The 24676-nt window shown below is 40.9% G+C and carries 29 protein-coding genes; 3 read left to right on the forward strand and 26 right to left on the reverse strand.

What is annotated here, in order from left to right; all coding sequences use genetic code 11:
* Positions 1-65 precede the first annotated feature (65 nt).
* Positions 66-1430 (reverse strand): UDP-N-acetylmuramoyl-tripeptide--D-alanyl-D-alanine ligase, encoded by a 1365-nt coding sequence (locus ACY8DT_RS03680; RefSeq protein ID WP_462421582.1) that lies wholly within the window; start codon positions 1428-1430, stop codon positions 66-68.
* A 115-nt stretch (positions 1431-1545) separates the two neighbouring features.
* Here ACY8DT_RS03680 and ACY8DT_RS03685 point away from each other — a divergent pair, with 115 nt between their 5' ends.
* A complete protein-coding gene (locus tag ACY8DT_RS03685; RefSeq protein ID WP_462422221.1) occupies positions 1546-2736 on the forward strand; it encodes an FtsW/RodA/SpoVE family cell cycle protein in 1191 nt (396 codons plus the stop codon).
* Between the two features lie 34 nt (positions 2737-2770).
* On the opposite strand, the gene ACY8DT_RS03690 is transcribed toward ACY8DT_RS03685, so the two are convergent.
* A complete protein-coding gene (locus ACY8DT_RS03690) occupies positions 2771-2920 on the reverse strand; it encodes an Lmo0850 family protein (protein ID WP_462421583.1) in 150 nt (49 codons plus the stop codon).
* A 136-nt stretch (positions 2921-3056) separates the two neighbouring features.
* Here ACY8DT_RS03690 and cls point away from each other — a divergent pair, with 136 nt between their 5' ends.
* Positions 3057-4538, forward strand: coding sequence for a cardiolipin synthase (gene cls, locus ACY8DT_RS03695; RefSeq protein WP_462421584.1), 1482 nt, complete (start codon positions 3057-3059; stop codon positions 4536-4538).
* Positions 4539-4595: 57 nt separating this feature from the next.
* Here the strand turns inward: cls and yidC are convergent, their stop codons facing one another.
* The 4 genes from yidC to ACY8DT_RS03715 all read right to left on the reverse strand — a co-directional run bounded on the left by yidC (position 4596) and on the right by ACY8DT_RS03715 (position 9229).
* Positions 4596-5468 carry a membrane protein insertase YidC gene (gene yidC / locus ACY8DT_RS03700; RefSeq protein WP_462421585.1) on the reverse strand — a complete coding sequence of 291 codons (873 nt, stop codon included), beginning with the start codon at positions 5466-5468 and terminating at the stop codon, positions 4596-4598.
* Between the two features lie 629 nt (positions 5469-6097).
* Positions 6098-7003 carry a nuclease-related domain-containing protein gene (locus ACY8DT_RS03705; protein WP_462421586.1) on the reverse strand — a complete coding sequence of 302 codons (906 nt, stop codon included), beginning with the start codon at positions 7001-7003 and terminating at the stop codon, positions 6098-6100.
* Between the two features lie 239 nt (positions 7004-7242).
* The gene (locus tag ACY8DT_RS03710) at positions 7243-8145 is read right to left on the reverse strand and encodes a LysM peptidoglycan-binding domain-containing protein (protein ID WP_462421587.1); all 903 of its coding nucleotides are present in this window, start codon (positions 8143-8145) and stop codon (positions 7243-7245) included.
* A gap of 493 nt (positions 8146-8638) precedes the next feature.
* Positions 8639-9229, reverse strand: a complete 591-nt coding sequence (locus ACY8DT_RS03715; RefSeq protein ID WP_462421588.1) for a single-stranded DNA-binding protein — start codon at positions 9227-9229, stop codon at positions 8639-8641.
* Between the two features lie 185 nt (positions 9230-9414).
* Between ACY8DT_RS03715 and ACY8DT_RS03720 the strand changes: the two genes are divergently transcribed.
* Positions 9415-9837, forward strand: a complete 423-nt coding sequence (locus ACY8DT_RS03720) for a YwpF family protein (protein WP_462421589.1) — start codon at positions 9415-9417, stop codon at positions 9835-9837.
* Positions 9838-9844: 7 nt separating this feature from the next.
* On the opposite strand, the gene fabZ is transcribed toward ACY8DT_RS03720, so the two are convergent.
* From fabZ to ACY8DT_RS03820, 20 genes are all read right to left on the reverse strand, one after another.
* Positions 9845-10282, reverse strand: coding sequence for a 3-hydroxyacyl-ACP dehydratase FabZ (fabZ, locus tag ACY8DT_RS03725; protein ID WP_052254762.1), 438 nt, complete (start codon positions 10280-10282; stop codon positions 9845-9847).
* A 3-nt stretch (positions 10283-10285) separates the two neighbouring features.
* Positions 10286-10474: a DNA-directed RNA polymerase subunit beta gene (locus ACY8DT_RS03730; protein WP_462421590.1), complete on the reverse strand. Its 189-nt coding sequence runs from the start codon at positions 10472-10474 to the stop codon at positions 10286-10288.
* Positions 10475-10488: 14 nt separating this feature from the next.
* Entirely contained in the window at positions 10489-11778 is a 1290-nt protein-coding gene (gene murA / locus ACY8DT_RS03735; protein ID WP_462421591.1) for a UDP-N-acetylglucosamine 1-carboxyvinyltransferase, read from the reverse strand.
* A 97-nt stretch (positions 11779-11875) separates the two neighbouring features.
* Positions 11876-12115 (reverse strand): DUF1146 family protein, encoded by a 240-nt coding sequence (locus ACY8DT_RS03740; protein ID WP_462421592.1) that lies wholly within the window; start codon positions 12113-12115, stop codon positions 11876-11878.
* A gap of 34 nt (positions 12116-12149) precedes the next feature.
* Entirely contained in the window at positions 12150-12554 is a 405-nt protein-coding gene (locus ACY8DT_RS03745; RefSeq protein WP_462421593.1) for a F0F1 ATP synthase subunit epsilon, read from the reverse strand.
* A 19-nt stretch (positions 12555-12573) separates the two neighbouring features.
* Positions 12574-13986, reverse strand: coding sequence for a F0F1 ATP synthase subunit beta (gene atpD / locus ACY8DT_RS03750; protein WP_462421594.1), 1413 nt, complete (start codon positions 13984-13986; stop codon positions 12574-12576).
* A 20-nt stretch (positions 13987-14006) separates the two neighbouring features.
* Positions 14007-14885 carry an ATP synthase F1 subunit gamma gene (gene atpG / locus ACY8DT_RS03755; protein ID WP_462421595.1) on the reverse strand — a complete coding sequence of 293 codons (879 nt, stop codon included), beginning with the start codon at positions 14883-14885 and terminating at the stop codon, positions 14007-14009.
* 32 nt (positions 14886-14917) lie between these two features.
* Complete coding sequence (gene atpA / locus ACY8DT_RS03760; protein ID WP_462421596.1) at positions 14918-16426, reverse strand: F0F1 ATP synthase subunit alpha; 1509 nt, start codon at positions 16424-16426, stop codon at positions 14918-14920.
* A gap of 16 nt (positions 16427-16442) precedes the next feature.
* The gene (atpH, locus tag ACY8DT_RS03765; protein ID WP_462421597.1) at positions 16443-16985 is read right to left on the reverse strand and encodes an ATP synthase F1 subunit delta; all 543 of its coding nucleotides are present in this window, start codon (positions 16983-16985) and stop codon (positions 16443-16445) included.
* Entirely contained in the window at positions 16985-17500 is a 516-nt protein-coding gene (locus tag ACY8DT_RS03770) for a F0F1 ATP synthase subunit B (protein WP_462421598.1), read from the reverse strand. The genes atpH and ACY8DT_RS03770 overlap by 1 nt, the downstream gene beginning before the upstream one ends.
* A 96-nt stretch (positions 17501-17596) precedes the next feature.
* The gene (gene atpE, locus ACY8DT_RS03775) at positions 17597-17812 is read right to left on the reverse strand and encodes a F0F1 ATP synthase subunit C (protein ID WP_052254771.1); all 216 of its coding nucleotides are present in this window, start codon (positions 17810-17812) and stop codon (positions 17597-17599) included.
* A 47-nt stretch (positions 17813-17859) separates the two neighbouring features.
* Entirely contained in the window at positions 17860-18597 is a 738-nt protein-coding gene (atpB, locus tag ACY8DT_RS03780) for a F0F1 ATP synthase subunit A (protein WP_462421599.1), read from the reverse strand.
* 13 nt (positions 18598-18610) lie between these two features.
* The gene (locus tag ACY8DT_RS03785; RefSeq protein ID WP_462421600.1) at positions 18611-18964 is read right to left on the reverse strand and encodes an ATP synthase subunit I; all 354 of its coding nucleotides are present in this window, start codon (positions 18962-18964) and stop codon (positions 18611-18613) included.
* A 151-nt stretch (positions 18965-19115) separates the two neighbouring features.
* The gene (gene wecB, locus ACY8DT_RS03790; RefSeq protein ID WP_462421601.1) at positions 19116-20249 is read right to left on the reverse strand and encodes a non-hydrolyzing UDP-N-acetylglucosamine 2-epimerase; all 1134 of its coding nucleotides are present in this window, start codon (positions 20247-20249) and stop codon (positions 19116-19118) included.
* Between the two features lie 24 nt (positions 20250-20273).
* The gene (upp, locus tag ACY8DT_RS03795) at positions 20274-20903 is read right to left on the reverse strand and encodes a uracil phosphoribosyltransferase (RefSeq protein WP_462421602.1); all 630 of its coding nucleotides are present in this window, start codon (positions 20901-20903) and stop codon (positions 20274-20276) included.
* Positions 20904-20936: 33 nt separating this feature from the next.
* Positions 20937-22175 (reverse strand): serine hydroxymethyltransferase, encoded by a 1239-nt coding sequence (gene glyA, locus ACY8DT_RS03800; protein WP_462421603.1) that lies wholly within the window; start codon positions 22173-22175, stop codon positions 20937-20939.
* Between the two features lie 24 nt (positions 22176-22199).
* Positions 22200-22751, reverse strand: coding sequence for a TIGR01440 family protein (locus ACY8DT_RS03805; RefSeq protein ID WP_462421604.1), 552 nt, complete (start codon positions 22749-22751; stop codon positions 22200-22202).
* On the reverse strand, positions 22720-23148 hold the full coding sequence (gene rpiB, locus ACY8DT_RS03810; protein WP_462421605.1) for a ribose 5-phosphate isomerase B: 429 nt from the start codon (positions 23146-23148) through the stop codon (positions 22720-22722). The genes ACY8DT_RS03805 and rpiB overlap by 32 nt, the downstream gene beginning before the upstream one ends.
* Positions 23149-23216: 68 nt before the next feature.
* Positions 23217-23630 (reverse strand): arsenate reductase/protein-tyrosine-phosphatase family protein, encoded by a 414-nt coding sequence (locus tag ACY8DT_RS03815; protein ID WP_462421606.1) that lies wholly within the window; start codon positions 23628-23630, stop codon positions 23217-23219.
* Positions 23623-24672, reverse strand: coding sequence for an L-threonylcarbamoyladenylate synthase (locus ACY8DT_RS03820; RefSeq protein WP_462421607.1), 1050 nt, complete (start codon positions 24670-24672; stop codon positions 23623-23625). The genes ACY8DT_RS03815 and ACY8DT_RS03820 overlap by 8 nt, the downstream gene beginning before the upstream one ends.
* Positions 24673-24676: the final 4 nt, after the last annotated feature.

Raw genomic sequence — 24676 nt, forward strand, 5'->3', positions numbered from 1 at the left:
ATTGAAACAGGGGCTCCAGCTCGTATCGTCCGCCCGTATATCCATGTAAAAATAAAATACCGGTTTTACCAGATATGACTGTTCACCCTTTCCATCTCCATGCCACGAGATCCTTTTAACAGTACGACTGTCTCATTATTCAGCATACCCTTTAAATAATCGCTTAACTCATCCAGGTCATTAAAATGTCTGCTGCCGTTGACATCCGCTTCTTCATTTATCAGATGTGCGTGTCCGCCGTATGTCAGAAGTTCAAAATCCTGATTGATGGAAGCGATATGTTCTCCAATCGCTCTGTGCAATGCTTCACTGTAATCACCCAGTTCCAAAATATCACCCAGCACCAATATTTTTTTGCTGTATGCCATCTCGCTCACAGTATTGATGGCACTCTTCATGCTCGTGGGACTTGCGTTATAGGCGTCATTGATGATCAGTGCGCCACTTTTATGGACGTTCTGTTCCATCCGCATTGAAGATACCTGCAGCTGATTGAATTTCCCGCTGCTCTTTTCCATATCTTCACCCAGTGCGTGCACAGCGAGGAGGCTGAGTGCCGCATTCATCGCATTATGCGTTCCGAGCTGAGGCATTTCCACTTTGAAATCCGACATTTCAAATGCTGTACCATTTTCAGTCTGGCTGATATTTGAAATCGTAAATCCATTTTCGGGTGAAATACCGGCGGTCTGCATCTCAAACTGCGGATTCTCCAATCCATCTGTCAAATCATTCAATAACGGATAATCTTTTGAATAGATGAGCACGCCATCATCTTTTAAACCATCAATGATTTCGTATTTTGCTTCAGCTATCTTTTCCCTGGAACCCAATTTCTCAATATGGGATTCACCGACATTTGTAATGATTGCAATATCAGGCTTTGTCAGACGACTCAAGAAGCTGATGTCACCTGTCTGGTCCATACCCATTTCCAATATGGAGATTTCCGTATCTCTGTCCAGTTCCAATATAGTTAAAGGCAGTCCGATTTCATTGTTATAGTTACCGATGGTCTTCTTAACTTTATAGTCATCAGCAAGCAGACATTCCACCATATCTTTTGTTGTTGTCTTACCGTTTGAACCGGTGATTGCAATCACTTTCGGACTCACGAGCCGTAAGTAGCGCTCTGCAATCATCTGCAGTGCATGAAGACCGTTCTCGACGTGAATCATAGGAAAAGAATTTTCCGTATTTTCAAGCGGCATCTCGGTCAGTGTGGCACTCGCACCTTTTTCCAGGGCATTTTTTATAAAACGGTGTCCATCCACATTTTCACCTTTGAACGGAATGAAAAGATTCCCTTCTTCAATCGTTCTTGTATCTATGGACACCCCATTTATGGATTCTCCGGCAATTTCTACAGCTCTGTCATTCAAAGTTCCGTTGCAGTATTCCGCAACATCTTTAATAGATATATTTATCATTTCGCTCCATCCATTTCACAGTTATAATAGATTTGTAATAATTTTTGCACCTTAGGACTCATATCAGATTATAAAATATAGTATAATGAAAATCATGATTTTATTTTTGGATAGGGTGATATTCTTGGAAGATAATCAAGGATACAAGAGACAGAACTCTAATTTTTTGTCTCGTATTGACTGGATTTTAATTTCTTTACTGGCTCTCCTTGCATTGATCAGCATATTCACCATTTCATCTGCAATGACCAGTGGACAATATAATACAGATTTCTCAATGAGACAGACTTTATTTTATATATTGGGTTTTATTTCATTGTTCATCGTTACTTTTATACCCGTAAGGCTTTTTAAATCTTATATCTGGGTTTTATACGGGCTCGGCGTTTTAAGCCTGGCTGTGCTTTTCTTCGCACCTGTCACTCCGCTGACCCCGATTATAAACGGCGCCAAAAGCTGGTATCAGTTTGGTTTTATGAGTATTCAGCCTTCCGAGTTTATGAAGGTATTGTACATAATGGCGCTTGCCTATGTGATACATCAACACAATAAATACAAGATTTCCACAGATTTAAGCTCTGATGTGAAGTTACTTTTCAAGATGTTTCTCGTATCCATTCTACCAATGTTTTTTATTTTAGTACAAAACGACCTGGGTACAGTTCTTGTTTTAATCGCGATTCTATTCGGAATGATTATCGTGTCCGGCATCAGTCTCTGGATCATTCTGCCGACGCTTACCATCGCTGCTGTTACGGGGACTGCTTTGATACTCGGCATACTATACAGACCTGACCTGCTCCAGACCTACCTTGGAGTGCGTCCTTACCAATTTGAACGTATCTATTCATGGCTGCAGCCTGAAGCGTACTCCACCGAGGGAGGTTTTCAACTGAGCAACTCGATGCGGGCAATCGGCTCCGGTGGTATCGAAGGCAAAGGTTTCGGACAGGGGATCGTCTATATACCTGAAAGTCATACAGACTTCATATTTACCATCATTGGTGAAGAATTCGGTTTTTTAGGGACGACTCTCGTCATCGTCGTATTCTTTATGCTGATGCTGCACCTTGTCCGAATTGCTTTGACAATAAACGATTCATTCTCATCATACTTCATCGTTGGTTTCTTATCATTATTGATATTCCACATATTCCAGAACATCGGTATGACTATACAGCTCGTACCGATTACAGGGCTGCCGCTGCCGTTTCTAAGTTATGGCGGGAGCGCTTTGTGGGCAAACATGATAGCGATGGGTGTCGTCATGAGTATATATTTCCATCAATATAAGCAAAGTAAATAAAAAATGCAGTCAGATTTACAGCTGACTGCATTTTTTAAATATTTTGTTCTTTCAATCTCAATTTCTCGTTAGTAGCAATACGATTCATTATATCGAACCTTGAGCTCGAAACCTTTACCTTGACCCCGAGTTCATTTAGCAACGTGACGACTTGTTTAACTTTCGAATTGTCGATTTTGTGCATAATGACACTCCTATCTGATTGGTTAATAACATTTTACCATTGTTCGCACATAAATATCCATAGGATTTCAATATTAATTATTACGAAATTTTAAAACTTCTAAAAATAATATACAATGTATATGGAGGTGAAATATATGACATGGTTATCCATTGAGAATTGGGACTTCAGTCTGGTTCTGTCAACAGTTGCTGCAATTTTATTCATAGTTAACTTATTACTTGCAATCGGTCTTATTTTCTTAGAAAGGCGCAGTGCACAAAGTGTATGGGCCTGGGTGCTGGTTTTATTCTTCCTGCCAATCGTCGGGTTTATCATTTACGTGGCTTTTGGCCGTACAATATATAACCAGAATATATTTAAAATTGATGAAAAGGACAAGGTCGGTCTGGAACATCTCGTCCAACAGCAGTTGGAAGACATTAAGAACAAACAGTTCAGCTTTGTCAACCCGCTGGCGAACAAACATAAAAAGCTGATACATATGCTTCTGTATAATAACCAGTCATTCTTAACGAATAACAATTCCATTACCACCTATACTGATATGGATGAAAAATTCGACCAGATGATTGAGGACATCGAAAATGCAGAGGATCACATACATTTCCAATATTATATTTTCAGGTTGGATGGTATCGGAAAGAAGTTATATAATGCGATGCTCAAGAAACAAAAGGAAGGCGTTTCTGTAAAGATCCTATATGATGATATGGGATCACGTGCATTAAATTTAAGACAGTTCAGAAAGATAAAATCCTACGGCGGTGAAGTGGAAGCATTCTTCCCGTCCTTTTTAACAATTATTAACCCCAGGGTGAACAATAGAAACCACCGTAAAATTGTTGTAATCGATGGAAAGATCGGCTATATCGGCGGCTCCAATGTCGGTGATGAATATATCGGAAAAAGTAAAAAGTTCGGCCCCTGGAGAGATACACATCTCAGAATCCAGGGAAATGCGGTCAAGTCTCTACAACTCAGATTCATGCTGGATTGGAACTCTCATGCCAAACGTAATAACATGGTATATTCCGAACGCTTCTTCCCTGCCAATTATCATGACGGCGACAGATATATACAGATCGCATCAAGCGGGCCGGATGAAGTATGGCAGCAGATTAAATACGGTTACTTGAAGATGATATATCATGCCAAGCACAACATCTACATTCAGACGCCTTATTTCATCCCGGACCAATCTGTCATGGAAGCACTGCGTATAGCAATACTGAGCGGCGTCAAAGTGCACTTGATGATTCCAAATATGCCGGACCACCCTTTCGTATACTGGGCCACATATTCAAATGCAGGATCACTCGTCAAGATGGGCGCCGACGTACACATCTATGAAAAGGGCTTCCTCCACCAAAAAGTCCTGATGATTGATGATGAAGTTGTCAGCATTGGAACAACGAATATTGATAACAGAAGCTTCCTGTTGAACTTTGAAGTGAATGCATTCATATACAGTAAACGTGAGGCTGAAAAGCAACGGGATATTTATGAAAGGGATGTTGCAAACAGCAGCCTGCTTACTGAAGAAAAATATGGTGCGAGAGGCAAATGGATCAAGCTGAAAGAAGCTGTAGCAAACTTGATATCTCCAATATTATAAAACAGATAAAAAAAGCGATTGAGCCGATGTATGAATCCGGCTCAATCGCTTTTTACATTATTTCTTTTTACGCTTCTTTTTATTTTTAGGCATTAATTTGGCGTTTTTAAGACGACGCTCTTTCTCTGCCTGTTCACGCTCATGCGCTTCGATGATCGGAGCCATTTCTGCATGCACTTTCTTCTTCCAGAAAGTATTACCAGCCCACGTTTGGAATATAAGGAAAATACCGCCGACAGCCCAGTATAGAGGCAGAGCTGCTGGAGAAATGAATGAAATCCAAATAATCATCAGTGGTGAAATATACATGAACAATTTCATTTGCTTACGCTGCTCTTCAGAAACAAACTGCATTGATACATATGCTTGTATAAAGTATACTATACCCGCAATTGCTGTCATCAGAATGTCAGTTTGAGTCAAGTCCATCCATAAGAAGTTCGGATATTCCGTAATACCGCCATCTGACGGGTAACGAAGTGCAAAGAACAGTGCCATGATGACCGGCATCTGCAGTAGGATAGGCAGACAGCCCATATTCAATGGGTTGATACCGTGCTTCTTGTAAAGCCCCATCATTTCCTGCTGAGCTTCCATCTTCTCTTCCTGAGTCGTTGCAACTTTTACTTTCTTCTGAATAGCTTCCATTTCAGGCTTAACTATTTTCATTTTTTCACGCATCATCATTTGGTTCTTATATGTATTCATCATGAATGGGAAAATAATAAGACGTACAATCAATGTGATAACGATGATTGCCAAACCATAGTTATTACCTAAGTTGTCACCCAAAAAGTGTAAAAAGTTATCCATTGGCTGGACAAATGTATTAAAGAAGAAACCGTCTCTGTTCTCTTCCTGCGAGTAGTCACAACCCGCCAAGAATAGCACGAGACCCATCATACCAGCCAGTAGCCATTTTTTATTCATTCTTTCACCTCAAAAATTTATCTCACATGACTAAAATTGTACCATAAATCACTATGTAACAAAATGAATATTGTGCCGATAATGCGAAAGTTTCTTGAACTTGGTCCTAAAGCTTCGAAGGAGTTCGTAGATTCGCTCACTGATTCCGCACGATCCCATTAGGTTCATAAGGCCTCGTGCGATTTCTGCATGTGGTTTCGCACGAACTCAGCAAGCCGAGGCACATCGTGCGATTTCAGCATGTGGTTTCGTATGAACTCATCAAAGCCACTCCACATCGAGCGATTTCAGCATGTGAGGTCGCAGGAACTCAGCAACCCGTCCCACATCGTGCGATTCCTGCATGTGATTCCGCACGAACTCAGCAAGCCGCTTCACATCGTGCGATTTCAGCATGTGGTTTCGTATGAACTCATCAAAGCCACTCCACATCGTGCGATTTCAGCATGTGAGGTCGCAGGAACTCAGCAACCCGTCCCACATCGTGCGATTTCTGCATGTGGTTTCGTACGAACTCAGCAAGCCGCCCCACATCGTGCGATTCTTGCATGTGATTCCGCACGAACTCAGCAAGCTCATCGACATCATCTCTTCATTTTAAAAAAATTACAATTGCTTCACTCTAATAATTACTTGAGTTCAATATTTCCTGCTTCCTTATGCTTTCTAACACAGCTTTCAGAAATTTCTTTACCTGAGAACTTATTAATTAGCGACGGAGTGATTTTCCAGTTACTATTAAGCGTTTTTAATTCATAAATTAATCTATTCAACATCTTGAGAGTAGTCCGATTTATATTACACTTATTACATCGAAAAAATCGAAGAGTCATCCTCATCAGCTTCCCGCCGCACTCTTCACAAAAAACTCCCGCATTCAATTCCTCAAATAAAACACCGATGTCTCCCTGATATTGGGATTCGGGCAGCTCCCTCGCTTCGAATTGCTCTAATAATCTTGAATGATCATATCGGTTTTCGAACAGGACTTTCCTCAATTTTTTCAATAGATTGCTTCTGACAATTATCTCCGGATGTTCGGGCAGATTATAGATTGTCTGTTCCGGGTTCACAAAAACGAGTGTGCTGAAGACTTTTAAATTGGAACCAAGATCTTCAATCATTTTCTGCAAATAGCTTTTTTGTAATCTGATTTGAATAAGTGGGTCTGAAAACTTTCTGCCATTCAGGTAAGCCCAATGCCCATCGTCGTATTTCAAATCGAAATTGTAGTTCTTTATTTCGAAAGTGATTACCCTATCTCCTGCAATAATGATATTATCAATTTGAACTTCTCTATCAATACTGTTCTCTGCTTTGGTGGAACTGAAATTATTCTGGCCGACTTTGAAACAATAATCTTTTATGTGTATAAAATTCAGATCATTGAACTCATCTGCCAAAACCCTGTCAAACTTTAGCTCGCCTTCATATCCTCTATTTAAGTTTGCCAACTCCGCACGTTCTTCTTCTACTAAATCATATCTATATGACAATATCTCTAATTGCTTATGCCTCCGTGATTTTCTTCTCACCAAAGACAACCCCTTCCTGCAATAAACTACCACCTTTCCATATTAATATGAAATTGAATTGTCTACACATCACAGCAATTTAATTTTTGTCATAAGAAATTCTCAGTTTTAAGATTTTCGTAGCTAAAAATATACAGATATACAAAATCTGCACTCAAAAACACGAAATTTGTGAATCGTAATAAAAAAGAAGTACAGACAAGTTAGCCTCGTCCATACTTCTTAATCGATAATTTATATTACAGTCTTGAACCACATACAGGCCAAGGCTGTGAACCTCTTGAATCATAAAGCTGTTGAGCTCTTTGAGTCTGTTCAGCTGCTGATGCTTGTGATGCAACACCTGAGCCGCCTACTGACTGCCAAGTTTGAGCGTCAAACTGGTAAAGACCGTGGTAAAGGCCGTTGCTGCTTACGATGCTTGCATTTCCGCCTGATTCACAAGCTGCAAGTGCACCCCAGTTTAAGCCACCGTTGTTGCTTGGCGCTGCTGATTGGTTTTGTGTTTGAACTTCTTGCTGCTGTTGCTGTTGTTCTTGCTGAGCCGCTTCTTGAGCTGCCGCTTCTTGAGCTGCCGCTTCTTGAGCTGCTGCCTGCTCTGCTGCCGCTTCTTCAGCTGCTGCCTGCTCTGCTGCTGCCTGGTCATAGTCATTGTTATTATTTTCTTCAACTACAGCTTCTTCAGCTGGAGCTTCCTGTACAACCGGCTCTTCAACCACTTGTGGTGCTGCTACTTGTACATCTTCAGATACTGCGTCTTGTGAAACGATCAATTCATTTCCTGCAATGATCATATCTGATGACAAGTTATTTAAATTCATCAGTTCTTTAACAGTCAAGTCGAATTCAACTGCAATTTCAAATAAAGTATCTCCAGGCTGGATAACATAAACACCATCTTTTTCTTCTGCAGCATCTTCAGAAACTTCTTCAGTTACTTGAAGCACCTGTCCTGGAAGGATTAACTCTGATGATAAGTCGTTAGCTTCTTTTAATGCACTTACTGTTGTTTCATTAAGTGCTGCGATCTCTGATAAAGTTTCTCCTGATTCCACTTTATGATCTTGTTCTGAAGCTTCCGCGTTAGCCGCCAATACTGTTGAAAATGCAACTGCTGTACCTACTGATAATAATTTTTTCATTATAAAATTTCCTCCTGAGTTTTACCTATTATCTAATCTTAGTCTGCTTTTTCTATATATGTGTGTTTCATTTAGGTTTACTTGATTACTAAATAGAACTATAACAGATAAAAATATTTCATAGGTTACAGGGAGATAAAATGTAAAGGTCTCTTTTACAGTTATGTTACAGAGATATTTCCTTAACACTTTAATTGTTTCAGCAGATTTTGATTTTATGTAATTGATCACTTTTTTTAAAGCTGATTCTTAAAAATAAAACCATTTAATGCTGTTAAATCAACGCTTTGGATTTTCTTTTCTATTCTTTAAAGATTTCCACAGAAATCTGATAACTGTAATATACAGTTTTTAATTGTAACAAATAAAGTCAAAGAAATATTTACAAACATTTAAAAAGCTTGCCAGATGTCTTTACGCAGTTAAAACATCTGACAAGCCGGTGTGTGAGTTTTGAAATTAAGGATACATGAGTGGTTGTAATCATTCTATTTTATGCATGTACTTTCTCTTCTACATCTTTGTTGTCTTCTTCATTATCAATCTCGTTGGATATTTCTTCAGCAGTTTCATTATCTTTAATCATGTTTTGCAGTATTTCAACGTGCTTATCAGACTCCGATTTATTAAGCTCCTCTTCAATCATTCCTGCTTTACTGTTTACAATCGTAAGTATTCGTTCCTCTCCAACAAAATCATAACGGTTGTAATTTTTGACTGCTTCATTGATCAGTTCATTTGGATTTTTAATATTTGAGCTGTTTTGAAGTTTTTCTGGCATGAATTTTACACTTTCCGCCCAAACCTCCATCCGATACTCTTTCGTTCCATCCTCTGCAGTATGCATCATCGTTGCAAGCTGACCGCTTACACACAATATCTGCCCTTCTCTTGCACTGTCCAGTAAATTAGGTATTGCCTTTCCAAACCCTTTACAGTAGATAAAATGTACTTCATGATCTCTCTTTTGATCTTTAGGTATACGTATCGTGGCCAGTATGAATGAATTTACATTCGTATTGTTGCTTTGTTTAATCGAAACATTTCTGACGAGCTCTCCGACAAGCACTACTTTGTTTAACATCCAATCCACCCCCTTCCATGCTCATAGCTTAAATCGGGGATAAATATTCTGCAAATGACAACAATTTAATTTTTGCAGTAAATAATATACAATAAAGGGGGAACTGTATTTAAAAATGCACAGAAATTAAAAATCTGCTGACAGTTTTACGAAATCTGTAGTTTTTGAAAAAAGAGGGGGATTTCATGAAATCTTTTAAAATTGTGGATATAAAGATGCAGCACGAGAATAATTATATCATTTTAGATTTACTGGATGGAATTATCATCAATAAGGAAGCAGGCAAGGATTCATGGATAGTCGAGGTTGCAATTTCAGAGGATTTCAAAGATATCCTTAAGGAGTTTCTGGATACCGAGGTCACTTTACTTATCAGAATCACAAGAACATCAAACCAGCCTGCATTATTTGAAGGAAGATTTTTAGAAATGAACCCGATCAACACGGGGATATCTCTTTTATTCGTCGGTGATATCATTCAGCAGGATCCTGACTATGCTGAAAATCTACTGGAGAAGCTAATGGAAGAGAATTATGAAGGCGATGCACTATTAAACGAATTCAAAGCACGTATGGATTCCAAAGAAGATATAAAAACATCCGATTGATTAAAAATCAATCGGATGTTTTATCCTGTATGGCAAAAGTGATTTCACATTTACATGCAACCTCGCCGTCAACAAGAGCCACAGCATCACCCTTACCAATAGGGCCTTTCATTTTCGTAATTTCTACGGTCAGTTCCAATGTATCTCCAGGTGTAACCTGTTTTCTGAACTTACATTTATCAATTCCAGCGAAAAATGCAAGTTTCCCTTTAAATTCCGGCTGTTGCAATAATGCAACACCGCCCACCTGTGCAAGAGCTTCTACTATTAAAACTCCGGGCATGACTGCGTATTCTGGAAAATGACCGGGAAAAAACGGTTCGTTTCCGGATACTTGTTTAATGCCTGTACATTTTACCCCGGGTTCGATTTCCGTTACACGGTCAATCAATAAAAATGGGGGTCTGTGTGGAATGATTGCTTTAATCTGATCATAAGTAAGCATATTTTATACCTCTGTTAAGTTAATGATATGTTCCCAAGTTTCTATTCTGAATATCTCAAATGGGTTGCCCAAAATACCATAGCCTATCATCAGTCCTACGAAAAAGACGATGATTGCAATATATATGAACAGTAAAATACGAACGACGAGCGGAAAACGTCTATGAACCAGTTTTTTTGATGTTTCTTCCATACTACAACCTCACTCTAGTTAGTCACGGGTTCTTTCACTTTATCTTCGTCACTAACTCTTTCGATATCGGCACCAAGCTGTCTAAGCTTTTCGTGAAAATCAACATAACCGCGATCTAAATGCCTTAATTCTGTAACTACAGTATAACCTTCAGCGGACAATCCCGCCAGTATTAAAGCTGCTGCAGCTCTCAGATCTGTAGATTTGACACGTGCGCCCTGCAATTTCCGGCCGCCTTTAATCACTGCAGTGTTATCTTCTAATGTGATATCTGCATCCATATTGCTGAATTCATCAACGTGCATAAATCTGTTTTCAAAAATTGTTTCAGTAATGGTACTTGTTCCTCTTACTGTTGTTAACAATGCCATCATCTGACTTTGCATATCCGTCGGAAAGCCGGGATGAGGCATAGTCTTCACGCTGATCGGCTTCAGTGTGTCATAAGACATAACTCTTATTTCATTATCACTTTCCATGATTTCAATACCCATTTCTTCCAGTTTCGAAATCAAGGATAGTAAATGATCAGCAACGACATTCTTCAATACAATTTCACTGTTGGTGATTGCTGCTGCAATCATAAAAGTCCCCGCTTCAATACGGTCCGGAATCACCTTATGCTCCACACCTGTCAGTTCATTCACACCTTCAATTGTGATATGATTTGTACCGGCGCCGGTAATGCGACCGCCCATACTATTGATATAGTCAGCCAAATCTTCAATTTCAGGTTCCATGGCGACGTTCTCAAGCTGAGTGGTGCCCTCAGCAAGGCTGGCAGCCATTATCAAGTTTTGAGTTGCACCAACACTCGGGAAATCCAATGAGATTTTCGCACCTTTCAATGTGCCATCCGTATATCCTTCGATATTGCCGTCAACATTCCTGAAAGTTGCTCCCATTTTTTCAAGACCTTTAATATGCTGCTCAATCGGCCGGCTACCTATTGCACAACCACCCGGCATGGCAATTTTACACTTTCCATAACGTGCAAGCAGCGGTCCCATGACGAGCATGCTTGCTCTCATTTTACTTACCAGATCATATGGCGCGTTGTAAGATAAGCCGTTTGAAGAATCTACCCTGACGGCACCTTCTTCAGTTTCAACTTTTGCGCCCAGTAATTTCAATAAAGAAGTTAAGGTATCCACATCTGATAAATCAGGCACATTTGTTATTACAGAACTGCCTTTGACCGGTAGCAGCGAAGCTACCAATATCGGTAGTACTGCATTTTTTGAACCTTCTATATTTACAGATCCTGTCAATCTGTTTCCACCCTTAACGATGATTTTATCCATTGTCCACACTCCATAAATAATAGTTAAAACACTATCTATTTAACTATAAACAATACTATAGTTGTCTAAACATGTTGTAAAGCAATTTAATCAGTTTTTAATTGAATATTAATGAAGCTTCCTGGACAAGGGAAAAGAAATCCATAATAAAATTACTCAAGGCGCTTCCCAGTAGAACAGATAAGACTATCATCAGTAATACTATTCTTCCAGTTTCGCCTTTTCGGAAAAATCTCCCTACATTTAACCCTTGTATCAACCAAAAGCAAAAAACGACACTGAACAGATGTAATACTATATGCATGAAAGCCAGTTGTGAAAATAAAATATATATCATCCTTTAAAAAAAGCCTGGGGGAAGTCCCCAAGCTTTAGCTGTGTTGTGCAACATTTATACGATTGAGTGCACGTTGTAATGACAACTCTGCACGATATCTATCAATTTTTTCATCTTGTGACTGTTGCAGTAATTCTTCTGCACGCCCACGTGCTGCTTCTGCACGGTCTGTATCTATATCTTCAGCAAATTCACTTGCTTGAACAAGTACAGTGACTTTTGAAGGGTTTACTTCTGCAAATCCCTCAGTTACAGCAAAGTATTCATACTGACCATTTATCTTTACTCGCAGACTGCCTATTTTAAGTGCAGCTACTGTCGGGATATGTCCAGCCATAATACCAAGTTCACCTTGTTTTGACTGAAGTATGATAATTTCGCAGTCTTCTTCTTGAAAGACCGAACCATTAGGAGTCACTATGTCGAGTGAAATTGTCATGTGATTTTACCTCCCGATTTTATACTTCTACACCCATACCACGAGCTTTTTCAAGTACATCTTCGATACCGCCGACTAAACGGAATGCATCTTCCGGTATATGGTCGTAATTTCCTGTCAGGATTTCCTTGAATCCTTTAACAGTTTCAGCAACTGGTACATAAGAACCTTTTTGACCTGTGAACTGTTCTGCTACGTGGAAATTCTGACTTAAGAAGAATTGGATACGGCGTGCACGGGACACTGTGACCTTATCTTCGTCTGACAACTCATCCATACCAAGAATCGCAATGATATCCTGTAATTCACGGTATTTCTGGATTGTAGCCTGAACTTCTCTTGCAACTTCATAATGCTCTTCACCAACAACTGCAGGTGATAATGCACGTGAAGTGGAAGCAAGTGGATCCACCGCAGGGTAAATGCCCATCTCTGATAATTTACGTTCAAGGTTTGTCGTTGCATCCAAGTGAGCGAAAGTCTGTGCTGGCGCCGGGTCTGTATAGTCATCGGCTGGTACGAAGACCGCCTGGATTGACGTAACTGAACCAGTGCTTGTCGTTGTAATCCTTTCCTGCAGCTGACCCATCTCAGTTGCAAGTGTAGGCTGGTAACCTACCGCTGAAGGCATACGCCCAAGAAGTGCTGAAACCTCTGAACCTGCCTGAGTGAAGCGGAAAATGTTGTCGATGAATAAAAGAACGTCCTGTCCTTGTTCATCTCTGAAGTATTCTGCCATTGTAAGACCTGATAGTGCGACACGCATACGTGCACCAGGCGGCTCGTTCATCTGCCCGAACACCATGGCTGTTTTTTCAATAACACCTGAATCACTCATCTCGTAATAAAGGTCGTTACCTTCACGTGTACGCTCTCCTACACCGGCAAATACTGAAATACCGCCGTGTTCCTGTGCTACGTTGTTGATCAGTTCTTGAATAAGAACTGTTTTACCAACACCGGCACCACCGAACAGACCGATCTTACCACCTTTTGTATAAGGTGCAAGCAAGTCTACCACTTTGATACCTGTTTCCAAAATTTCTACATTTGTAGTCAACTCATCAAATGTCGGAGCTTGTCTGTGAATCGGATCTCTTCTTTCAGTTTCAGCAACAGGTTCACCTAAATCAATATGTTCACCTAATACGTTAAATACCCGGCCAAGAGTCACTTCGCCGACAGGCACTGAAATTGGGCTGCCTGTATTGACAACTTCTGCACCACGCTGAAGCGCATCTGTTGAAGCCATCGCAATTGTTCTTACAACATTATCACCCTGGTGAAGTGCCACTTCCAATGTAAGGGAAGTTGTCTCGTCACCTTTGTGAATGTCTACAGTCAATGCGTTATTTAACTCAGGCAGTTCACCTTCATTAAAACGAACGTCAACAACAGGACCCATGACTTGTATTATTTGACCTAAAGCCATTCGTTTTCCTCCTAGCAATCTTATTCAAGTGCAGCTGCACCGCCAACAATCTCTGTGATTTCCTGTGTAATTGCAGCTTGTCTTGCACGGTTATATTCCAAAGATAAATCATCAATAAGCTCTTTAGCATTATCTGTTGCAGCTTTCATTGCAGTCATACGTGCTGCGTGTTCACTTGCTTTAGCTTCCAATAAGGAACCATAGATTAAACTTTCTGCATACTGCGGCAGAATAGTAGCAAGCAGAGATTCTTTATCAGGTTCAAACTCATAGCTTGTTAAAGCTGATTCCTCTGCTGAACCTGAATCCATTTCCAACTTTGATAATGGAAGCAGCTTATCAGCTCTTACCTTCTGTTCAAGCACGTTAACAAACTCATTATATATAATGAACAGTTCATCTATGTCTTCATCTATAAAGCTCGATACAGCCTCGTGTGTAATCTCCTTGACACTGCTGAAATCCGGCTGATCTGCCAAGCCTGTACGATATTTAGAAACATTGTAGCCTCTGGACGTCAGGAACTCATAGCCCATTTTTCCGATCGCTAAAATATCGTAATAATCAGCATTGTCATTATGACGTTCTTTTATTTCACCAGTCAGTTTCTTTAAAACGTTTGAGTTATACGGACCTGCCAACCCGCTGTCAGCAGTAATCACGACATAACCGGTACGTTGAACAGGACGATCTTCCAGCATAGGGTGCTCTGCAGTAGAGTCTCCAGACGCAATCGCCTGTACAGCCTCCTGCAATTTGTTGCGGTATGTCTGAAATCTGGTCGCATTCTCCTCGGCACGGCGAAGCTTTGAGTTTGAAACCATATGCATCGCACTGGTAATCTGACTCATCTTCTTCGTCGAACCGATACGCCCTTTTATCTCTCTAAGTGAAGCCATACATTCACCACCTTATCCATCATAGTCTTTTCTTACTTTGAAGGATTAAAAATTTTCTTGAAGCTTTCCATCGCATTAACGTAAGCTTCGTCGTCTGGTAATTGTTTTGTATCCCGGATAGTGTTCAACAGATCTTTTTGATTGGAATCCATCCAGCTTAAAAACTCGTCTTCAAAACGTGTGATATCTTCAACTGCGACATCATCCAAGTGCCCGTTTACAAGCGCATATAAAATTGCCACCTGGTACTCAACTTTCAATGGGTTGTTCTCACCCTGTTTAAGTACTTCAACCGTTCTCTTACCACGTTCAAGTTTAGCTGCGGTCGCTTCATCAAGATCTGAACCGAACTGTGCAAATGATTCCAATTCACGGAATGAAGCAAGGTCAAGACGCAGTGTACCTGCAACTTTTTTCATTGCTTTAATCTGAGCGGAACCACCAACACGTGATACTGACAGCCCGGCATTGATCGCAGGCCTTACACCTGAGAAGAATAAATCGGATTGCAGGAATATCTGTCCGTCTGTGATGGAGATGACGTTTGTCGGTACATATGAACTGATATCTCCCGCCTGGGTTTCGATGAATGGAAGTGCAGTGATTGAACCGCCGCCTAAATCATCGTTCAGTTTTGCAGCACGCTCAAGTAAGCGGCTGTGTACGTAGAATACGTCACCAGGGTAAGCTTCACGGCCCGGCGGACGACGCAGAAGTAATGATAACTCACGATAAGCAGCTGCCTGCTTCGTCAAGTCATCATAAACAACAAGGACATGTTTGCCATTGAACATGAATTCCTCTGCCATGGATACGCCGGCATAAGGCGCAATATATAATAACGGTGCAGGCTGTGATGCACTCGCAGATACTACGATTGTGTAATCTAACGCACCGCTTTGACGTAATGTTTCAACTGTAGCTGCAACTGTTGATTCTTTTTGACCGATCGCAACATAAACACAGATCATATCCTGATCTTTCTGGTTTAAAATTGTATCGATTGCAACAGTTGTTTTACCTGTTTGACGGTCACCTATAATCAGCTCACGCTGACCACGGCCGATTGGAACTAAAGCATCAATCGCCTTGATACCAGTCTGTAACGGCTCATCAACACTTTTACGGTCCATTACACCAGTCGCAGGGCTTTCGATAGGTCTTGTTTTCGTTGCACCAATCGGTCCTTTGCCGTCAATCGGCTGACCTAAAGAGTTTACAACGCGGCCGATAAGTTCTTCACCTACAGGTACTTCCATGATTCTTCCTGTACGCTTAACTTCATCGCCCTCTTTAATATCATCATACGGTCCTAAAATAACAATACCGATATTATTTTCTTCTAAGCTCTGTGCCAGTCCCAGTACTCCACTAGGAAATTCCAGCAACTCTCCAGCCATTGCATCGTTCAAACCATGAGCAAGCGCGATACCGTCACCCACCTGGATAACCGTGCCTACATCAGATACTGTCATGTCCTGCTCATAATTTTCAATCTGGCTTTTTAAAAGAGTACTAATTTCGTCAGCTTTGATTGCCATGAATGTCACTCCTCAATTAACTATTCGCGTGTTCCTTGAATTGATTTTTCAAAGTGTTCAACTGCCCTCTTACAGAAGCATCATATACTTTCGTACCAATAAAAACTCTGATGCCGCCTATTAGGTTTTCGTTCACTTCATTCTCAATCATCAGTTTTTTCAATCCTGTTTTCTTTATGAAAAACTTTCCAACATCGTCCAATTCATCACTGGACAATTTATAAACGGATTCGACCAGCACATGTTCCTGGCTGAAATGTTCATTGTACAGTCCGATGAAATCTTCATGAATACTTTCAAGCTCCGTCATCTTACCTTTGTCAAATAAGATTAGTAACATGTTGTGCAAAGATTCTTCAACTTCACTGAAAGCATTTTTAAGAACTGCTTTTCTATCAACTCTGGTAATTTTAGGATTTGTGATGAAATCATTAAATTCCGGCACGTTATGTACACTTTTAATAACTTTATTGAAATCCTTTTCAACTTCCATCAATGTCTCGTCGTCCTTAACTGCATTGAACAGGGCACTGGCATAATTATTCGATACTTCCGCCATTATTTATCCCCTGCTTCCTGTAAGTACTGCTGTACCAATTTCTGCTGATCTTTATGATCCATCTCTTTGGAAATCATCTTCTCAGCAATCAGAATTGACAGTTCAGCGACTTGATCATTAATTTCCAGAATCGCTTTTTCTTTTTCCCGCTCTACATCAGCCTTTGCATTTGCCATAAGCTGGTTGGCGCGTGTATTCGCATCATGAACGATGGCTTCTTGTTCTTTAGTTGCCTGGTTTTTGGCATCTTCCATAATTGATGAAATATCTGCCTGTGTCTTTTTGACTAATTCTTCGTTTTCTTCCTGTAGACGCTGTGCTTCTATTCTGCGCTGTTCTGCATCATCGATTTCTGAATGTATTAGATTCTCTCTGTCATCCATCACTTTTTTCAATGGCTTCCAGACAAAGTATGACAAAGCACCAAGCAGAATAAGGAAACTCACCAGCAGCACAAGACTGCTCCCTATTGCTACTCCAACATCTCCAGTATTTCCTAATATAAGAAATTCCACTTATGTACACTCCTTTCAAGAAAGTTTCGTTCACTCATCAGATAACATAATAAGAGGGCGAAATCTTGATATAAGACTTCGCCTTAGTAACGATTCTTAGAACGTAAACATAAGTAGGAATGCGATAACGATAGCCATGATTGGAACGGCCTCAACCACACCGATACCGATGAACATGATTGTTTGTAAAGGACCTTTAGCTTCCGGCTGACGCGCTACTGACTCAACTGTTTTCGAAACTACCATACCAATACCAAAGCTCGCTCCAAGTGCTGCTAATCCTGCTGCAATACCAGCTGCAAGTAAATTCATAAAATATTTCCTCCTAAATAGATATAAATGTAATTTTAATTTTTATATTAATGATCATCGCTCAATTTATGAGAGAGATAGACCATTGCTAACATAACGAAAATAAACGCCTGAATCGCACTGATGAACAACTTGAATCCCTGCCATACCATCAGCGGTACAAAGCCACCGATAGCACCCAGCACTCCACCTGTGACTATCAGGTTTACCAGTAGTAATAACAGGATTTCACCTGCATAAATGTTACCGTAAAGACGAAGACCTAACGTTAAATTATATGTAAATTCTTCAATGAACTTGATCGGTGCCATAAACCACATCGGTTGAAAATACGATTTAACATAGTTCCCCAAGCCCCGGGCCTGGACTCCGTAATAGTGTGTCAGTACAATCATCAGTCCGGCAAGTGTCAACGTCACCGTTGGATCTGCCGTAGGTGATTTCCACCACAAAGTGTGGTCGGCATCTGGGAGTATGATTGTAAATGGTATACCGATTATATTGGCCACAAAGATAAAAGCAATCAGAGTAATTGCCATGAAGTGGAATTTGCCACCCTGTTTCCAGGCCATATTACTAGAAATCATACCTTTAACGAAGTTCACCAGTGTTTCCACAAGAACTTGCGGTTTTCCCGTCGGTCTGACGGCCAGCTTCCGTGTCATGAAAAACATTACAAAGAAAACGACCAGACACGAAATGATGATCATAAGTGAAGTTGACAGATCAAACATTATTGGCAAACCGAAAAAATCAATTGTAATCGTTGGAGTTCCGTGTTCCATTCTTTCACCTCTTTCACTTCGTTAATTCTCTGACAGCATGAAAAATAATCAATATATAACCAAGGAGAATTCCTACAGTTATCGCAAAAATGTTAAATGTTTCAGGGAACCTCAGCCATACCAGCAGTGTCACTATTACAATGATGAATCTCGTCATCGTCCCGAGCTTAACTTTGTCATTTTCTTCTTCGTATGCCTTATCGAGATGATAATACCAGTTGAAAATCATCAGCGTGGACGCAAAAGTGCCTAAAAAAAGTCCGTTTGCTATCGATGATTGTGTAAAAAGGACAAAGAGTAAACTACCTACAAGAGGAAAAGATAAATATCTTAAGAAATGAGTATGAAATCGTCTGAAAAATGACACTATTAACACAGTCTCCTAGTGGTTTGAAAAGCTTCCTAGAGTAACTTTCACATTCCTCTTGTAATGATATATGAGTGCAATTTTTGTGTCAATAACATGAAGGGATTTATTTGAACAACATGCTTTCACGACATATTATCGACACATTTAATCACACGCGGAAACTTTCAGGTTTATCGTTTATAATACCATAAAAATGCTTGATGTTTTCACATATCCGTTTGGATGCCTCACCGTCTCCATACGGATTCGCCGCCTGGGACATTTTCTGGTACACCTCTTCATTTGTAAGCAATTGTCTGGTCAGGTCATAAATATCCTGCTTTTCAATGCCTGCAAGTTTCAACGTCCCTGCTTCGACACCTTCAGGACGCTCTGTAGTATCCCTTAAGACAACTACAGGTTTTGCAAGTGAAGGTGCTTCTTCCTGAACACCACCTGAATCAGTCAAAATGATATGGCTCTTTGCTGCGAAATTATGGAAATCAACGACATCCAAAGGTTCAATTATTTCGATGCGGTCATGGTCTCCCAGGTATTCGGCAGCAATGCTTCTCACTTTAGGGTTCCTATGGATTGGATAGACGACAGTTACATCTTCGAATTCATCTACAATGTTTCTGACTGCACTGAAAATATTATGCATCGGCGTACCGATGTTTTCACGTCTGTGAGCAGTCAATAGAATCACTTTATTATTTTTATGCTTTTCGATTATCTCACTTTGATAATTTTCGTTCACGGTAGTTTTCAATGCGTCTATTGCAGTGTTGCCTGTAACTGAAATAGATTCCTCATTCTTATTTTCCACAAGAAGATTCTGCTTGGAATTTTCCGTTGGTGAAAAATGAAGATCTGCAAGGATACCTGTCATCTGCCTGTTCATTTCTTCAGGGAATGGTGAATATTTGTTATGTGTTCTGAGCCCGGCCTCTACATGTCCGATATCTATCTGGTTATAGAATGCTGCAAGACTGCCTGCAAACGTTGTCGTAGTGTCACCGTGCACTAAAATCATATCCGGTTTCGCTTCTTTGATTACAGAATCAAGACCCTGGATCACCCGGCCCGTAACTTCTGGAAGTGTCTGCCCCTGCTTCATAATATTTAAATCATAGTCTGGTTCTATATCAAATATTTTAAGTACCTGGTCGAGCATTTCTCTATGTTGAGCGGTAACTACAACAATTGGTTCCAGTTCCGGATCCTTTTTCAGAGCAAGCACCAGCGGTGCCATCTTGATAGCTTCCGGGCGGGTCCCAAAAATAGTCATAATCTTTTTCATGATTTTTCTCCCTATCAGTTTGAATTATTTTGTTCCGAATAAACGGTCTCCGGCATCACCCAGACCCGGTACGATATAACTGTGTTCATCCAATCTGTCATCCAGTGCTGCAATATAGATGTCTACATCAGGATGAGCCTCCTGAAGAACTTCTACACCTTCAGGTGCGGCGATTAAACAGATGAAGCGAATCTTGCTGCCGCCCCTCTTTTTGACAGCTGTGATTGCTTCTACTGCAGATGCGCCGGTTGCGAGCATCGGATCAATTACGAAAATATCCCGTTCTTCAATGTCTCCGGGGAATTTAGCATAGTATTCTATTGCCTGTAATGTATCCGGGTCGCGGTAAAGGCCGATATGGCCGACCCGGGCAGAAGGTATAAGTTTATGAATACTTTCCTGCATCCCGAGTCCGGCTCTTAAAATCGGAACCAGGCAGATTTTTTTACCGCTCAGCCTTTTGGCTGTGGTTGTCTGTATAGGTGTGTCCACCTCAACGTCTTCCAAATCCAGATCCCTCGTCACTTCATAAGCCATCAGCATGCCTACTTCGTCCACCAGTTCCCTGAATGTTTTTGTGGGAGTATTTTTATCTCTTATAAAACCCATTTTGTGCTGAATAAGAGGATGTTCCATCACTTGAACCTTTGACATAAATGCCCTCCTGTTCATTACTAATTCTTATTTTTATTTAGAATATAAAGGATAATCAGCAGTCATTGCATGAACTTTTTCGATTATTCCATCCAGACTTTCATCGTTCTTCGCACGTTTCAACGTCTCTGCCATCAACTTCGCCACTTCTTCCATGTCTTTTTCTTTGAAGCCTCTTGTAGTCATGGCAGGTGTGCCGAGACGCAGACCGCTTGTTACGAACGGTGACTCCTTATCAAACGGAATCGTGTTTTTATTACATGTGATTCCAATCTCATCAAGAACTTCTTCTGCCTGTTTACCAGTCAGACCGAAGCTTTTAACATCAACAAGAACGATGTGGTTGTCAGTGCCTCCTGAAACGACTCTGAGGCCATGATCAGTCAGACCTTTAGCCAAGGCTTGGGCATTTTTGATTACCTGCTGCTGGTATTCTTTGAAGCCGTCCTCCAGTGCTTCACCGAAAGCCACTGCTTTGGCAGCGATGATATGCATCAACGGACCGCCCTGGATGCCCGGGAAGATCATACTGTTCAGTTTTTTGCCATACTTCTCTTTTGCCAGGATGATGCCGCCTCTCGGCCCTCTCAGTGTCTTGTGTGTAGTAGAAGTGACAAAGTCTGCATGCGGTACCGGGTTGGGATGCAGTCCTGCTGCAACAAGGCCGGCGATATGAGCCATATCCACCATGAAGTAGGCACCGACTTCGTCAGCGATTTCACGGAATTTAGCAAAGTCGATCTGTCTTGAATAAGCACTTGCACCTGCAATGATCAGCTTCGGCTTTTCTTTTTTAGCTGTTTCCAATACAGCATCATAATCAATCGTTTCTGTATCCTGATCGACACCATACTCGCTGAACTCATACATCTTTCCACTGAAGTTGACCGGTGCCCCATGCGTCAGGTGGCCGCCGTGGCTCAAGTTCATACCCAGGACCTTGTCTCCCGGTTCAAGTATTGAGAAATAAACCCCCATGTTTGCCTGGGATCCTGAGTGCGGCTGGACGTTCACGTACTCGGCACCGAAAATCTCTTTCAATCTGTCTCTCGCCAGATCTTCGACGACATCCACAAATTCACATCCGCCATAATAACGTTTATGAGGATATCCTTCCGCATACTTGTTCGTTAATATTGAACCTTGAGCTTCCAGTACCGCTTCTGATACAAAGTTCTCAGATGCAATTAATTCAATGTTTTTATCCTGACGCTTAAACTCGGACTCGATTGCTTCAAACAGTTTTGGATCCTGTGATTTGATATTTGACATTTGTATTCTCCCCACTTCATTTATTTAATTATTATATTTCGCTCTGGGACCGCCAATCAATTTAGGTCTGGTCTTAGCTATTGTGACAACAGCTTCACCGATAAGTCTGGTATTTGTTCTCAAAGGTACAGCAACATGCTTTAAATGCATACCTATCATAGTCTGGCCGATATCTATACCGGAATCCGCAGTGACGAATTCAGCTACGACCGGGTCGGCCATTTCCTGGTATGCATATTCACTTAAACTTCCGCCGGCGCTCCTGTGAGGCACGACACTCACTTCATCGAAGCCGAACTGAACAGAAGTTCTTCTGTCCATTGTCACTGCTCTGTTGATGTGTTCACACCCCTGAAACATTAAATGAATATCATACTTCTCTCTTACTGTTCTAAAACTGTTGAAGATCACTTCCGCCACTTCAAGCGAACTGCTTTTACCGATGTGTTCACCGATCACTTCAGATGTGGAGCAACCGATGATTAGACACTGGTTTTCAAAGAAAAAGCCTTCTGTTTCCAGCTCCTCTATCAGTGTTTCCAGATCATTCTTCAATTTTACGAACTCTTTTTTCATGTCTACCACCCTCGAATTCAGTATTTAACCAAATATCTACAATGTCGGACGCGAGACCTTTTCCAATTACTCTTTCTCCCATTGCAAGAATGTTGGAGTCATTGTGCTCTCTTGTCGCTCTTGCTGAGAATGTATCATGCACTAACGCACACCGGATACCTTTGACTTTATTTGCTGAAATACTCATGCCTATACCTGTTCCGCAAATCAGGATGCCTTTATCATACTCCCCTGCAGCGACTTTCTCCGCAAGCGGTTTTGCAAAATCAGGGTAATCCACCGAGTCATCTGATTCCGGGCCGAAATCAGTGATATCCACACCTTTTTCTTTCAGTTCACTGACGATGGCATTCTTCAGATTAAAGCCGCCATGATCTGAACCAACTATAACTTTCATATTTTCACCTCAACTATATTATATATAAAATTCTCTTACTTGAAAGTAATCATATTACTTTTATCACATTATTTAAACAGTTCATCTATAAAAGTCTTGATTTGTGCATAAACTTCCCTGTAATCTTCATAACTTCCGCCGAAAGGATCACTGATGTCTTTGCAGCTGTCGTCTGCATATTCACTCAATAAATATATTTCCGAATCAGGATACATCTCTTTTAATACATTGAAATGACTTCTTGTCATCGTCAATAATATAGACGATCCGGCATCCTCAGCTGATATCTGCTGAGGCGTTTCCGGCTGAACCAGCGATTCTTCATCAATGATCTGCTGGGATATCGGACTTATTGTACTGCCGGTGACCATGATTCCTCTCGAAGCAAATGTGCGATCTTTAAAAGCTGACTTCGCATAGCTCTCAGCCAGAGGGCTTCTGCATGTATTCCCCGTGCACACAAATACAATTGGTTTAGTCAATTTCATGCGCTCCTTCTATCAATACATTGCCTGTCGCTTTATAAATTCTGTTCAAAAGTGCTTCAGACTTTGGATTTTCTCTGAATCGATATATATAAATGACATCAACATCGGACTTGTCCATCTTTCTGAGTGCACCGTATAAATTTTTAGCCGCTTCCCTGTAATCATCTTCCCTTTGACATAAGCTTACAAATTCCACACCTTCTGGTACATCCTGCCGGAAGGATTCCGGTGCAATCACACCGATATTCTGTTCCTTCCTGGAAGCCAGTGTCTGTGCCAGCACACTGCCCTCAATCAAAATAAGCGGCTGCCTCGGGGCATAATGTTTATATTTCATTCCAGGGGAAATGGGCTTGTCCATATCTTCTGAATGAACCGCAACACGCCCGTCGATGACAATTTCCAGATTTTCTTTCGTAATCTCTCCCGGCCTTGCTATACGGTAAGGAAATGTCGTGCAGTCCAGCACTGTACTCTCGATGCCGTAATCTGCCGGATCACTCGCAATGACACCGTACACTTTATTTTCTAAATCATCTATCACATGACTGTAATCGGTCGGTGAAGGCTTTCCACTTATATTGGCGCTGGGCGCAGCCAGCGGCAAATCCGTATATTCTAAAATTTTCAATCCTACAGGGTGGCTGGGCATCCTTACAGCCACCGACCTTAGATCCGCAACTGTTTTTGATGCAATATAATCATCCTTCAAAGGTAATATGAAAGATATCGGACCCGGCCAGAACTTTTCCATTAACTTTAAAATCCGTTCATCGGGTATTTCAGCGAACTTTTCCAATTGTTCAATACTGTGTATATGAACAATCAGCGGATTATCCTGCGGTCTGCCTTTGGCATTGAATATTTTTTGGATGGCTTCGGGGTTCGTTGCGTCTCCCGCAAGGCCGTAAACTGTTTCGGTCGGCAGGCCGACGACTTCTCCATACATGAGTGCCGTTTTTATCTCTTCCATCTTATCCAATGTCTCAGAGCTGTTCAGTTCATCTGATGAAATCTGCCAAATTTTTGTGTCCAAGCGC

The sequence above is a fragment of the Salinicoccus sp. Marseille-QA3875 genome (assembly GCF_054950095.1).